General features: G+C 69.7%; 13 protein-coding genes. 7 read left to right on the forward strand and 6 right to left on the reverse strand.

Annotated elements, in window-relative coordinates; genetic code table 11:
- From macS to OHA61_RS29105, 3 genes are all read left to right on the forward strand, one after another.
- Positions 1-1,212, forward strand: coding sequence for a MacS family sensor histidine kinase (gene macS, locus OHA61_RS29095; protein WP_406305521.1), 1,212 nt, complete (start codon positions 1-3; stop codon positions 1,210-1,212).
- Positions 1,209-1,883 (forward strand): response regulator transcription factor, encoded by a 675-nt coding sequence (locus OHA61_RS29100; RefSeq protein WP_266477318.1) that lies wholly within the window; start codon positions 1,209-1,211, stop codon positions 1,881-1,883. The genes macS and OHA61_RS29100 overlap by 4 nt, the downstream gene beginning before the upstream one ends.
- A gap of 153 nt (positions 1,884-2,036) precedes the next feature.
- Positions 2,037-3,065, forward strand: a complete 1,029-nt coding sequence (locus OHA61_RS29105) for a 6-phosphofructokinase (RefSeq protein ID WP_406305522.1) — start codon at positions 2,037-2,039, stop codon at positions 3,063-3,065.
- Positions 3,066-3,218: 153 nt separating this feature from the next.
- Here the strand turns inward: OHA61_RS29105 and OHA61_RS29110 are convergent, their stop codons facing one another.
- Both OHA61_RS29110 and OHA61_RS29115 read right to left on the reverse strand, forming a co-directional pair.
- Positions 3,219-5,093 carry an anthranilate synthase family protein gene (locus OHA61_RS29110; RefSeq protein ID WP_406305523.1) on the reverse strand — a complete coding sequence of 625 codons (1,875 nt, stop codon included), beginning with the start codon at positions 5,091-5,093 and terminating at the stop codon, positions 3,219-3,221.
- Between the two features lie 106 nt (positions 5,094-5,199).
- A complete protein-coding gene (locus tag OHA61_RS29115) occupies positions 5,200-5,256 on the reverse strand; it encodes a trp operon leader peptide (protein WP_071528813.1) in 57 nt (18 codons plus the stop codon).
- A gap of 109 nt (positions 5,257-5,365) precedes the next feature.
- Between OHA61_RS29115 and OHA61_RS29120 the strand changes: the two genes are divergently transcribed.
- Together OHA61_RS29120 and OHA61_RS29125 are read left to right on the forward strand one after the other, a co-directional pair.
- The gene (locus OHA61_RS29120) at positions 5,366-6,718 is read left to right on the forward strand and encodes a class II 3-deoxy-7-phosphoheptulonate synthase (protein ID WP_406305524.1); all 1,353 of its coding nucleotides are present in this window, start codon (positions 5,366-5,368) and stop codon (positions 6,716-6,718) included.
- A gap of 170 nt (positions 6,719-6,888) precedes the next feature.
- Entirely contained in the window at positions 6,889-7,146 is a 258-nt protein-coding gene (locus OHA61_RS29125; RefSeq protein WP_324990401.1) for a (2Fe-2S)-binding protein, read from the forward strand.
- Positions 7,147-7,177: 31 nt separating this feature from the next.
- Here OHA61_RS29125 and bfr read toward each other — a convergent pair whose 3' ends face one another.
- On the reverse strand, positions 7,178-7,657 hold the full coding sequence (gene bfr / locus OHA61_RS29130) for a bacterioferritin (protein ID WP_142216594.1): 480 nt from the start codon (positions 7,655-7,657) through the stop codon (positions 7,178-7,180).
- 155 nt (positions 7,658-7,812) lie between these two features.
- On the opposite strand from bfr, the gene OHA61_RS29135 reads away from it, so the two are divergent.
- The gene (locus OHA61_RS29135; RefSeq protein WP_406305525.1) at positions 7,813-8,445 is read left to right on the forward strand and encodes a sulfite oxidase-like oxidoreductase; all 633 of its coding nucleotides are present in this window, start codon (positions 7,813-7,815) and stop codon (positions 8,443-8,445) included.
- 103 nt (positions 8,446-8,548) lie between these two features.
- Positions 8,549-9,124 (forward strand): HD domain-containing protein, encoded by a 576-nt coding sequence (locus tag OHA61_RS29140; RefSeq protein WP_406305526.1) that lies wholly within the window; start codon positions 8,549-8,551, stop codon positions 9,122-9,124.
- Positions 9,125-9,146: 22 nt separating this feature from the next.
- Here OHA61_RS29140 and OHA61_RS29145 read toward each other — a convergent pair whose 3' ends face one another.
- The 3 genes from OHA61_RS29145 to pknB form a co-directional block, all read right to left on the reverse strand.
- Complete coding sequence (locus OHA61_RS29145) at positions 9,147-9,623, reverse strand: DUF4396 domain-containing protein (RefSeq protein WP_406305527.1); 477 nt, start codon at positions 9,621-9,623, stop codon at positions 9,147-9,149.
- Positions 9,624-9,706: 83 nt separating this feature from the next.
- Positions 9,707-10,555: a deoxyribonuclease IV gene (locus OHA61_RS29150; RefSeq protein ID WP_406305528.1), complete on the reverse strand. Its 849-nt coding sequence runs from the start codon at positions 10,553-10,555 to the stop codon at positions 9,707-9,709.
- A gap of 5 nt (positions 10,556-10,560) precedes the next feature.
- Entirely contained in the window at positions 10,561-12,504 is a 1,944-nt protein-coding gene (gene pknB, locus OHA61_RS29155) for a Stk1 family PASTA domain-containing Ser/Thr kinase (protein WP_406305529.1), read from the reverse strand.
- Positions 12,505-12,705 lie beyond the last annotated feature (201 nt).

Consider the following 12,705-nt stretch of genomic DNA (forward strand, 5'->3'; position numbering starts at 1 on the left):
ATGGCCAAGCGCGAGCGTGTCGTGCGGATGTCGGTCGAGCTGCCGCTGTGGCGTGCGCTCGCCGGATACCGCGTACTGACCATGATCTACGCGGATCTGCTGTTCGCCTTCATCCCCGACAAGTTCGAGCGCCCCTGGGTCGCGATCGCCTTCCTCGCGGTGATGAGCCTATGGACGCTCCTCACGCTGCCTAAGGTGGCCAACGCGACCCGCTGCACCAAGCGGTTCCTGATCGCCGATCTCACCATCGCGCTCACCGGCATACTTCTCACCCCGCTCGCCGACTTCCAGGCGCAGCACGTCGACGGGCCCACCCTGCCGACGATTTGGACCGCGGGTTCCGTCCTCGCCTTCGCCCTCAAGGGCGGCTGGCGCTGGGCGGGCTTCGCCTCCTCCTTCGTCGCCGTGGCCAACATCATCGAGCGCGGCGAGCCCAGCCGGGACACCTTCCACAACGTCCTGCTGGTCTGGGTCGCCTCCATCGCCATCGGCTACGTCGTCGAGGTCGCCCGCGCCTCCGAACGCACCCTCGCCCGCGCCATGGAGATCGAGGCGGCGACCCGCGAGCGGGAGCGCCTCGCCCGCGACATCCACGACAGCGTGCTCCAGGTGCTTGCGATGGTGCAGCGACGCGGTACGGCTCTGGGCGGCGAGGCCGCGGAGCTCGGCCGGCTGGCGGGGGAGCAGGAGGTCGCGCTGCGCACCCTGGTCTCCAGCGGTCTGGTGCCCACGATGCGCGCGTCACAGGACGCCTCGCAGGGCGCGGTGGTCCGCACGGTCGACGTGGACGACGAGCCGTCCGGCGGGCCCGAACTCCACGATCTTCGGTCGCTGCTGGCCCGCCACGCCGGGTCGAAGGTGACGCTGTCCGAGCCGGGCGCTCCCGTCCTGCTTCCGGCCGCCGCGGCCGCGGAGCTGGCCGCCGCTGTCAGTGCCGCCCTGGACAATGTCACCAGACATGCGGGGCAGGAAGCCCAGGCCTGGATCCTGGTCGAGGACTGGCCGGACGAGGTGATCGTGACGGTACGGGACGACGGCCCGGGCATCCCGGAGGGCAGGCTGGCGCAGGCGGAGGGCGAGGGCAGGCTCGGAGTCGCCCTCTCGATCCGCGGGCGGCTGCGGGAGTTGGGCGGTTCGGCGGAGCTGATCTCCGTCCCGGGCCAGGGCACAGAAGTCGAGTTGAAGGTTCCACGGGGGAAGGCAGAGAAATGACGGAGCAGCAGACGATCAGGGTGATGGTCGTCGACGACCACCCGATGTGGCGGGACGCCGTCGCCCGGGATCTGGGTGCGGCCGGGTTCGACGTGGTCGCGACCGCCGGTGACGGCCCACAGGCCGTGCGCCGCGCCCGGGCCGTCACACCCGACGTACTCGTCCTCGACCTCAACCTCCCCGGGATGCCCGGTGTCCAAGTGTGCAAGGAGCTCGTCGGCTCCCACCCCGGCCTGCGGGTCCTGGTGCTCTCCGCGAGCGGTGAGCACGCGGACGTCCTGGAGGCGGTGAAGTCCGGTGCGACGGGCTATCTGCTCAAGTCGGCCAGTACGGAGGAGCTGACGGACGCGGTGCGCCGCACCGCCGTCGGCGATCCGGTCTTCACGCCGGGCCTCGCGGGCCTGGTGCTCGGTGAGTACCGCCGGCTTGCCTCCGAGCCCGCGCCGTCCTCCGGCGGGGACGAGCCGAAGGCCCCGCAGCTGACCGAGCGCGAGACCGAGGTGCTGAGGCTCGTCGCCAAGGGGCTCTCGTACAAGCAGATCGCCGAGCGTCTGGTCATCTCCCACCGCACCGTCCAGAACCACGTCCAGAACACCCTCGGCAAGCTCCAGCTGCACAACCGCGTGGAGCTCGTGCGGTACGCGATCGAGCGCGGCCTGGACGACGCGTGATCTTCCCGCCCTTCGGCCGCTACTCGTACGGGTGAAAGTGGGGCGTCAACCGCCGCATGACGAAGAGGAATTGACCCTTCGCCCCATCCCTTAGTGACCTGGATCACCATTAGCGTGGCGGTCATACGGCTCACCAGGCGAAGGGAAGTTTCCATGCGCGTCGGAGTACTGACCGGGGGCGGCGACTGCCCCGGGCTCAATGCGGTCATCCGTGGCGTCGTCCGCAAGGGCGTGCAGGAGTACGGATACGAGTTCGTCGGATATCGCGACGGCTGGCGAGGCCCCCTCGAAGGCGACACGGTTACGCTCGACATCCCGGCCGTACGCGGCATTCTGCCCCGCGGCGGCACCATCCTCGGCTCTTCACGCACCAACCCCCTCAAGGCGGAGAACGGCATCCGCCGTATCAAGGACAACCTTGCCAAGAACGAGGTGGACGCGCTGATCGCGATCGGCGGCGAGGACACCCTCGGTGTGGCCGCGCGGCTCTACGACGAGTACGGCATCAACTGCGTCGGCGTGCCCAAGACCATCGACAACGACCTGTCCGCCACGGACTACACCTTCGGCTTCAACACCGCGGTCGGCATCGCGACCGAGGCGATCGACCGGCTCCACACCACCGCCGAATCCCATATGCGCGTCCTGGTGGTGGAGGTGATGGGGCGGCACGCGGGCTGGATCGCCCTGCACTCCGGTCTCGCCGGTGGCGCCAACGTCATCCTCATCCCCGAGCAGCGCTTCGACGTCGACCAGGTCTGCGCCTGGGTGACCTCGCGTTTCAAGGCCAGCTACGCACCGATCGTGGTGGTCGCCGAGGGAGCCATGCCCAAGGACGGCGAGGCGGTGCTCAAGGACGGCTCGCTCGACTCGTTCGGTCATGTCCGGCTCTCCGGAGTCGGTGAGTGGCTGGCCAAGGAGATCGAGAGGCGCACGGGCAAGGAGGCCCGCACCACGGTCCTCGGCCATGTCCAGCGCGGCGGCACCCCGAGCGCGTTCGACCGCTGGCTGGCCACGCGCTTCGGGCTGCACGCGATTGACGCGGTGCGGGAGGGGGACTTCGGGAAGATGGTGGCGCTGCAGGGCACGGACATTGTGCGGGTGCCGATTGCCGAGGCCACGGCGAGGCTGAAGACGGTGGACCCGAAGCTGTACGAGGAGGTCGGGGTCTTCTTCGGCTGAGGCTTGCCGCCGGGGCTCCGCCCCGGACCCCGCGCCTCAAACGCCGGCGGGGCTGAGTTTTTCAGCCCGTCCGGCGTTTGAGGACACGCGCGAAGCCCGTACGGGGGTCTGGGGGCTTGCCCCCAGTTCGGGAAGGGGCGGGGTGGGGAAAAATCAGCCCCGCCCCACACCCGTCATCGACGCGACCAGCCCCCGCACCACCTCCGGCCCCCGCAGCGTCAGCACCGACTCCGGGTGGAACTGGATCCCCGCAACACCCGCCCCCCGCACCGCGTGCACCTCCGCCGACACCGCATCGCGCGCGACCTCGACCCCCCGCGCCCCCAGCTCCACCGCCACCGCGTCATCGCATCGGGCCGTAAAGCTGTTGTAGAACCCCACCGTCTCCTCGCGCCCGAAGAAGTCGATACGCTCCTGCGTCCCCTGGTACGGCGTGTCCTTCCGGACGATCTCCAGGCCCAGCTCCGCGGCCATCAGCTCATGGCCGAGGCAGACACCGAGCAGCCCGTGCCGGTGATCGCGCATCAGCTCCCCGGCGAGCGCGCGCAGGAAGCGCATCTTCGGGTCGGCGGCGTCGCCGGGATCGCCCGGCCCCGGACCCAGCACCACCGGCCCCTGGTGCGCGAGCGCCCTCTCGCGCAGGCCCGGCTCGTCGTACCGGCGTACGGTCACCTCCAGGCCCGTGGATCGCAGCAGATGCGCCAGCATCGCGGTGAAGGTGTCCTCGCCGTCCACGACCAGGGCGTGGCCCGACAGCTGCGCGGACCGCTCCTGCATCCGCAGCCAGAAGGGCGCGAGGTCGGCGCGGCGGGCGTCGAGTGCGGCCCGCACCCTGGGGTCGTCGGCGAGCCCCGGCCGCCCGTCGTCCTCGCGGGGCTGCCCCGGGCGAACCCCCAGCGCGGCCAGCACCCCCGCCGCCTTGGCATGTGTCTCGGCGACCTCGCCCGCCGGGTCGGAGTGCCGCACCAGCGTGGCCCCGACCGGCACCCGCAGAGACCCGTCGGCGTCGATGTCGGCGGTACGGATCAGGATCGGGGAGTCGAGGGTCTGCGCCCCGCCCGCGTCCCTGCCGATCAGCGCGAGCGCACCCGCGTAGTAGCCGCGCCCGCCCACCTCGTGGCGTTCGATGACGCGGCAGGCGTTCTGCACGGGCGAGCCGGTGACCGTCGCCGCGAACATGGTCTCCCGCAGCACGTCCCGTACGTCGAGGGAGCTCCTGCCCCTCAACTCGTACTCCGTGTGCGCGAGATGAGCCATCTCCTTGAGCCGGGGCCCGACGACGACACCGCCCATGTCGCCGACCGTGCACATCATCTTCAGCTCCTCGTCGACGACCATCGAGAGCTCGTCGCGCTCCTTGCGGTCCTCCAGGAAGCGGAGGAGTGCCTCCGGGGTGGGGCCCTCGGGCGGATAGCGGAAGGTGCCGCTGATGGGGTTCATCACGACGGTGCCTCCGCTCATCCGGACATGGACCTCGGGGCTGGCCCCGACGAGGGTGCGCTCGCCGGTGTGCACGACGAAGGTCCAGTACGCACCGCGCTCGCCGTCGAGCAGCCGCCGGAACAGGGCGAGCGCGTCGGCTCGCCCGAAGCCGGGGATGCGGCCGGTGTAGGTGCGGCGGATGACGAAGTTCGCGCCCTCGCCCCGGCCGATCTCGTCCTCGATGACGCGCCGGACGATGCCCGCGTACTCCTCGTCGCCGACGTCGAAGGCCCCGCCATCGACCCGTACGTCATGGGCGGGAAGCTGCGACAGGGCCTCGGCGAGGGGGAGTTCGTACGATTCCTCGGCCACGAGCACGGACAGCGGCGTCCCGTCGTCGCGTACGTCGAAGCCCCGCTCCCTGATCTGGCGGAACGGGACCAGGGCGAGCGAGGGACGGTCGGCGGCGGGGATGTCGGCGAGCCGCTCCGCCTGGTGCACCGCGCCGGTCAGGACCTCGACGGTGTCGTGGTCGCGGCCGGGAGTGCGCCTGCGCAGCAGGGCGAAGGGAGGGCAGTCGTCGTCGAGCAGTCGGCTGATGGGCATCCGGTGTGTTCCTTCCGGGTGGGAGGAACGGCCGCTGTCCCCGGACCCGGGAAACACTGAAGGCCGCCCCTCGGGCGGCCTTCGCGATCCTGTTGCGCGCGATCAGTCAGTGGGCCGCCGGATGTGCGGTCCACCACCAGTTCTGAGTCGAATGCGCGAACATGCGCCGAACCCTACCCGATGCCGTTTCCCCGACTGTGCGGCCGGACGCGTTCGTCTCATTTACTGAGCAGCGGAATGGACGGCCGACACGACCCCGTAATGTGGTCAGGGTGACCGTGAACGCTAAGACCACCGCTGTCGGTGGCAACACCTGGCGAGACCTGCCCGCGGCGCAGCAGCCCGAGTACCCCGATGCCGAGGCTCTGCGCGATGTCGTCGCGGACCTCGAGTCGTATCCGCCGCTCGTCTTCGCGGGCGAGTGCGACCAGCTGCGCGCCCGGATGGGAGCCGTCGCCCAGGGCGAGGCGTTCCTGCTCCAGGGCGGCGACTGCGCCGAGGCCTTCGACGCCGTGTCCGCCGACCACATCCGCAACAAGCTCAAGACCCTGCTGCAGATGGGCGCGGTGCTCACCTATGCCGCGTCCGTGCCCGTGGTCAAGGTCGGCCGTATCGCCGGCCAGTACTCCAAGCCGCGCTCCAAGCCGACCGAGACCCGCGACGGCGTGACGCTGCCCACCTACCGGGGCGACTCCGTCAACGGCTTCGACTTCACCGAGGCCGCACGGATCCCGGACCCCGAGCGCCTCAAGCGGATGTACAACGCATCCGCGGCGACGCTCAATCTGGTGCGCGCCTTCACCACCGGCGGCTACGCCGACCTGCGCCAGGTGCACGCCTGGAACCAGGACTTCGTGAAGTCGTCCCCCTCCGGGCAGCGCTACGAGCAGCTCGCGCGGGAGATCGACAACGCGCTGAACTTCATGAAGGCGTGCGGCACCGACCCGGCGGAGTTCCGCACGGTCGAGTTCTACTCCTCCCACGAGGCGCTGCTGCTCGACTACGAGGGCTCGCTGACCCGCACCGACTCGCGGACCGGCCAGCTGTACAACACCTCCGGCCACATGGTCTGGATCGGTGAGCGCACCCGCCAGCTCGACGGCGCGCACATCGAGTTCGCCTCGCGGATCCGCAACCCGATCGGTGTGAAGCTCGGCCCGACGACCACGGTCGACGAGGCGCTGCAGTACATCGAGAAGCTCGACCCCGACCGCGAGCCGGGCCGGCTGACCTTCGTCGTCCGTATGGGCGCCGACAAGGTCCGCGACAAGCTCCCCGAGCTGGTCGAGAAGGTCACGGCCTCCGGTGCCACGGTGGCCTGGGTGACCGACCCGATGCACGGCAACACCTTCGAGGCGGCATCCGGTCACAAGACCCGCCGCTTCGACGACGTGCTCGACGAGGTCAAGGGCTTCTTCGAGGTCCACAAGGCCCTCGGCACTCACCCGGGCGGCATCCATGTCGAGCTCACCGGTGACGATGTCACCGAGTGCGTGGGAGGCGGCGACGAGATCTTCGTCGACGATCTGCACCAGCGCTACGAGACGGCCTGCGACCCTCGGCTGAACCGCAGCCAGTCCCTGGACCTGGCCTTCCTGGTGGCGGAGATGTACCGCGACCAGTAGGCGGACCCGTAGTGACGGATCAACGACGGTGGGGCGCGGATCGATGTGATCCGCGCCCCATCGGCATATCCGGGGCTTTTGCGGACCCGCCCGGCCGGGTAAGGTTAGGTTAGCCTCACCGATCATCGGGAAAGGCGCCACCCATAGATCCCGCCCGGGAGGTGAACCGCGTGTACGTCTGCTCATGCTTCGGCATCACCGAGAAGCAGGTGAAGGAACACGCGGATGCCGGTGCCTGCACTCCCCGCCAGATCGCGTCGGTCTCCAAGGCCGGTACCGACTGCGGATCGTGCGTGCGCCGTATTCAGGGGATCCTGGGCCGTGCAGCCTGCCCCCGCCGGGAACTGCTCGAGCAGGGCAATGGCGCGACCGTACTGGCCGCCGACACCCAGCCGGCCCCTCGGCCCGAGCTCAGCGAAGCCGCGTAGCTCCGGCTCGGCTCACTCCTGACTGCCCGGCCTAGCTCTCCGGCTGCTCGATCAGCTGCGCGATGTACAGCGCCTCACCGAGCTTCTCCACCAGCTCCAGCTGCGTGTCGAGGTAGTCGATGTGGTGCTCCTCGTCCTCCAGGATCGACTCGAAGATGTTCGCGGACGTGATGTCGCCCTTGGCCCGCATCACCTCGATGCCGCGCTTGAGGCGGTCGATCGCCTCCACCTCGACCTGTCGGTCGGCCTGGAACATCTCGGTCACCGTCTGACCGACGCGCACATGGAAGAGCCGCTGGTAGTTCGGCAGGCCGTCGAGGAAGAGGATGCGGTCGGTCAGTACCTCCGCGTGCTTCATCTCGTCGAAGGACTCGGCCCGGGTGTACTTCGCGAGCTTCGTCCAGCCGAAGTTCTCCTGCATTTTCGCGTGCAGGAAATACTGGTTGATCGCGGTCAGCTCGGCAGTCAGCTGCTCATTGAGGAACTCGATGACCTCGGGGTCGCCCTGCATCGCAGAGGCTCCTTCCGCGCGTGTGACTGGGGCAGGTGCGCGCATCCTCGCACCGAGGCACGGGGCAGTCCAGTAAGTACATGCTTAGTAGGAGTTGCCCGAATCCGGCCAGACCTGGTCATGACCACCCCTCCAGGTCTGTCACCATTGAAGGCATGGGTCAGCCGGAGAGCCGGGAATACCGCGCATCAGAGGAGTCCGAGCTTCCGCCGGGGCAGCGACTGCAGCGTGGCTGGCCGGTGACTCACTACGGGCCCGTACCCAAATTCAAGCCGGACCGCTGGGAGTTCAGGGTTTTCGGCGCCACGGCGGACGGCGACAAACGCTGCTGGACGCATGAGGAGTTCTCTGCGCTGCCCTTCTCCACGGTCGTCGCCGACCTGCACTGCGTGACGAAGTTCAGCATGCTGGGGGCCGAATGGGGTGGTGTGCCCGCCCGTACGATCGTGGAGCTCGCCCCGCCGGCGGCGAACGTCACCCATGTCATGGTCTGGGCCGAGTACGGATTCAGCGCCAATTTGCGCCTCTCCGACTTCGTCGCGGACCGCACGATCTTCGCGACGCACAAGGACGGTGAGCTGCTCACCGCGGAGCACGGCTTTCCGCTGCGTCTTGTGGTGCCGCATCTGTACGCCTGGAAGGGGCCCAAATGGGTCCGGGGCGTGGAGTACATGACGGCCGACCGCCGTGGCTTCTGGGAGGAGCGCGGCTATCACAATCTCGGCGACCCGTGGCGCGAGCAGCGCTACTCCTACCAGGAGGAGCCCGGGGACGGCCCCGAGATCTAGGGCCACCGCGTGGATGCCTGGCGTTCACACCGTGGACAGGCGTGTGCGGCAGATTCCGGTCCCGGTGAGAAGCAGTCGCATGTGTCATGACGAGGAAGTGACGATGAACCGGGACCGAGCGCTGTCCGTGGACGGGCTGGTGGCCATGCTGGCCGATTGTGAGGACGTCTGGGACACCCCGGACCGTTCGGGCGACCCGGTGGACATCCTCGACCACGGTCTGCAGGCCGCCGCCGTCCTGGCGGATCGTCACCCGCACGACGAGGAACTGCAGGTCGCAGGCCTTGTGCACGACATCGGACACTACCTGGTGCCCGGCGACGAGGCGGAGCACGGCGAGCACGCCGCCGCGGCGGTCCGTGGCCTGCTGGGAGCGAGAGTCGCTCGGCTGGTCGCGTTCCACATCCCCGCCAAGCGGTATCTGGCGGCCGCCGATCAGGAGCACGCGGCAGGACTGTCCCCGGAGAGCGCGCGCACGCTCACGCTCCAGGGCGGGCCGATGACGCCCGAGGAGCAGGCCGCGTTCGAGGCGCATCCCGACATCACCGCGGCCCTCGCGCTGCGCCGCGCCGACGACGCGGGGAAGGTCGTGGGCCTGCGGGTGGCGGGCCTGGAGCACTGGCGGCCCCGGGTGGAGCGAGTGGCCGCCATTCACGCGGGGACGTCCGCATCGTCCTGAGGGCGCGTCGCGGCTGTGCGCTTCAGTGGTGGTACTGGTGGACCACCGCGTGGCCCTTGCCGCGGCCGATCATCCACCTGTTCACGGGTGTGGTCACCACGAAGGCGATGACGAGCGAGGCGCCGAGAGCGACCCAGAACAGCAGGTCCGAGAGCTCCGCGTCCATGGCGTTCGGCCAGAGGACGATCACGCCGTTGTCGATCAGCTCCATCACGGCGATGGAGAGGGTGTCGGCGGCGAGGGCGACCCGGAAAGCGGTCCTGAAGTCGACTCCGGCCTTGAGGACGCCACGCAGGGTGAATGAGTAGCCGAAAACGAAGGCCAGGGCGATCGCGAGGACCATCGTCGGCACGTTTCCCCAGCCCAGCGACGTGCCGATGACCATGCCGAGCACCTCGCCGATGGCACAGCCGGTGAGGCAGTGCAGCGTCGCCTGGGCGGCCGTCGACCAGCTGACGGTGCCGTGACTCGCGTGTTCGGTGTGGGTGTCGTGCTGCATGCGAAGCCCCCAACGTCAGGTAGCGGTTCCTGCCGACAGCAGAAACCGTATACCCCCCCGGGGTATTCCTCAATCAAGCTCTCTCAGCGGAGTTTCTTCAGCCGCGCCACATCCGCCGAGTGCCCCTCCTTGCCGCCGGGAGTCTCGATGATCAGCGGTACGCCCTCGGTCGCCGGATGCCGCATCAGCTCCCGGAACGGCTCCTCGCCTATATGACCTGCGCCGATGTTCTCGTGACGGTCCTTGTGGGCGCCCGCCACATCCTTGGAGTCATTGGCGTGAATCAGCTTGAGCCGCCCCTCGCCGACCGTCCCCACCAGCAGATCCAGCGTCTTGGTCATCCCGTCCGGGCCCGCCAGGTCGTGTCCTGCCGCGAAGATGTGGCAGGTGTCCAGGCAGACGCCCAGCCTGGGATGCTCGTCGAGCGCCTCGAAGTACGGGCCGAAGTCCCAGGTGCGCGAGCAGAGCGAGAAGCCCTGGCCCGCCGTCGACTCCAGCAGCAGGAACGGGTCGTCGTCGTGGGTCAGTTCGTCGAGCAGCGGCAGCATCCGCTCCCGTACCTGCGCCAGCGCCACCTCACGGGCCCGGCCGCCGGTCGCCGAGCCGGTGTGCACGACCACACCCTTCGCGCCGATCTCGCGCCCCCGGCGCAGCGAGTGCCGCAGCGACTCCACCGACTTGTCCGCGGTCGCCTCGGTGTGCGAGCCGAAGTTGATCAGATACGGGGCATGGACGTACGCCGAGATCCCCTCGGCGGCGCACTGGGCGCGGAACAGCTCGTCCTGCGCCGGATTTCCGGCGGGCGTCGCCCAGCCGCGCGGATTGGCGACGAAGACCTGGACGGTCTCCGCCGCCAGCTCACGGGCGTACGCGAGACCGGTGGTGGCGAGGCCGCCGGCCACGGGGACATGGCTGCCGACGGGGTTGCGCATGAGAACTACAGTCCCTTGGTCTTGATGGTGATCGTGCTGCCCTCGGGCGCCTGCTGGTCCGCCGCGACGGACTGGCTCTCCACCGTGTCGCCGAGGAAGGGGAAGCTCTTGTCGACCTTGACCTCGAAGCCCGCCGACTCCAGCTTGCTCGTGGCCTCGTCGACCTTCAGGCCGACGACATCGGGAACGTCGAGCATGCGGGGGCCCTTGGAGACCGTCAGCGTCACGGTGTCGCCGCGGGCCAGCTGGGTGCCCTCGGCAGCGGACTGCTCGGCGACGGAGCCCGCCTCCTCGGGGGAGTTGATCTGCTCGGAGGCGATCTTGACCTTGAAGCCCGCACCCGTCAGCTGACTCGTGGCGTTGTCCACCGACTCACCGGTCACATTCGGGACGTCGATCGGCGCGCCCCTGCTGACGACGACGGCAACCGCGGAATCGGGGCTGCGGCGGGTCCCGGAGGCCGGGTCCGTGCTGATCACCGCCCCCTGCTCGATCTCCTCGCTGAACTCCTTGGTGACCACGCCCGGCGCGAGACCGGCCTTCTCCAGTTCGCTCTCGGCCTGGGCGAGCGGCTTGCCCTTGACGTCGGGGACCCGGACGATCTCGGGGCCGCGCGAGACGAAGACGGTCACCGAGCCATTGCCGCGGATGCGCTCGTTCGTCCCGGGGTCGGTCTTGATGACCGTGCCGCGCTGGACCGTTTCGCTGAAGTCGTACCGGACCGACTTCACATCGAGTCCGGCGCTCTTCAGCTCCTGCCTGGCGTCCTTCTCGGTCTTGCCGATCAGGGCCGGGACCCGGGTGAACTGCCCGGAATTGATGTACCAGACGCCCGCGCCCACGCCGAGCACGAGCAGCACCGCGACCAGGGCGGCGAGCAGGCCGCGCCGGGGTACGGCGCCGCCTCCCGTCGGCCGGGGCGGCTCCGGCGGCTCCGGAGGCGGCATCGTCAGCCGGGCGGTGTGGTTGACCCCGGGCTCCACGCGGGGGAGTACGCGGGGGATCACGCTGGTGGCGTCCTCCGAGGCGGGCGAGGGCTCTGCGGCGGCGGGCTCGGCCGCATCGGCTGCCAGTGCCTGCGGCGGCACCAGGTCCAGCTGCTCGTCGCTGAGCGGTGCCCTGGCCGCGCGCGCCTGTGCCAGCAGCGCGACAGCGTCGTAAGGGCGCACCTCCGGATTGCGTGCGGTGGCGCTCGCAACGAGCTCGTCGAGCTCGACGGCGAGCCCCGGCACCAGGGCGGAGGGCGACGGCATGTCCTCGTTCATGTGCTGGAACAGGACCTGGGCGGGAGTGTCACCGGAGTGCGGCTTGGAGCCGGTCAGCATCTCGTAGAGGACGACCCCGCACGCGTACACGTCGGCCCGGGTGTCGGACGTGCCGTACTCGATCTGCTCGGGAGCGAGATACGAGACCGTGCCCAGCACCGTGCCGGTGGTGTTGGTGACCGAGCCGACCGCGCGCACGAGACCGAAGTCGGCGACCTTGACCCGGCCGTCGTCCCCTATCAGCACGTTCTCCGGCTTCATGTCCCGGTGGACGAAGCCGGCCCGGTGGGCCGCGCCGAGCGCCGCCAGCACGGGCTCCAGGATGTCGAGCGCCGCCCGCGGCTGGAGCGCCCCGCGCTCGCGCAGTACGTCGCGGAGTGTGCAGCCGGCGACGTACTCCATGGCTAGGTAGACGTACGCACCCTCGGCGCCCTGGTCGAAGACCGCGACCACATTGGGGTGGGCGAGGCGCGCCACGGACTTGGCCTCGCGGATGAAGCGCTCCACGAAGGAGGCGTCGGTGGCGAGGGCGGGGTGCATCACCTTGAGCGCGAGCACCCGGTCGAGCCGGGTGTCGACGGCCCGGTAGACCGTGGCCATACCGCCGACTGCGATGCGCGCGTCGACGCGGTAGCGGCCGTCGAGCACCTGCCCGACGAGGGGGTCCTTGAGGGTCGTATCCACGCGGGAGATTCTACGAGTCATGGCTGACGGGGCGGATGCGGTGGGGTGGGACCGGAGCGGTACTGCAGCCGAGCTGTGACGCGGGGCTCGTTCTTCGGGGCGGCTGCCCCCGAACCCCGTGCGCCTGCGGCGGGCTTTCCCCTACCCGCCCCTTCCCGAACTGGGGGCAGGCCCCCAGACCCCCGGTACGCGCTTCGCGCG

Origin of the sequence: Streptomyces sp. NBC_00885 (assembly GCF_045207475.1) — a bacterium.
GTDB lineage: Bacteria > Actinomycetota > Actinomycetes > Streptomycetales > Streptomycetaceae > Streptomyces.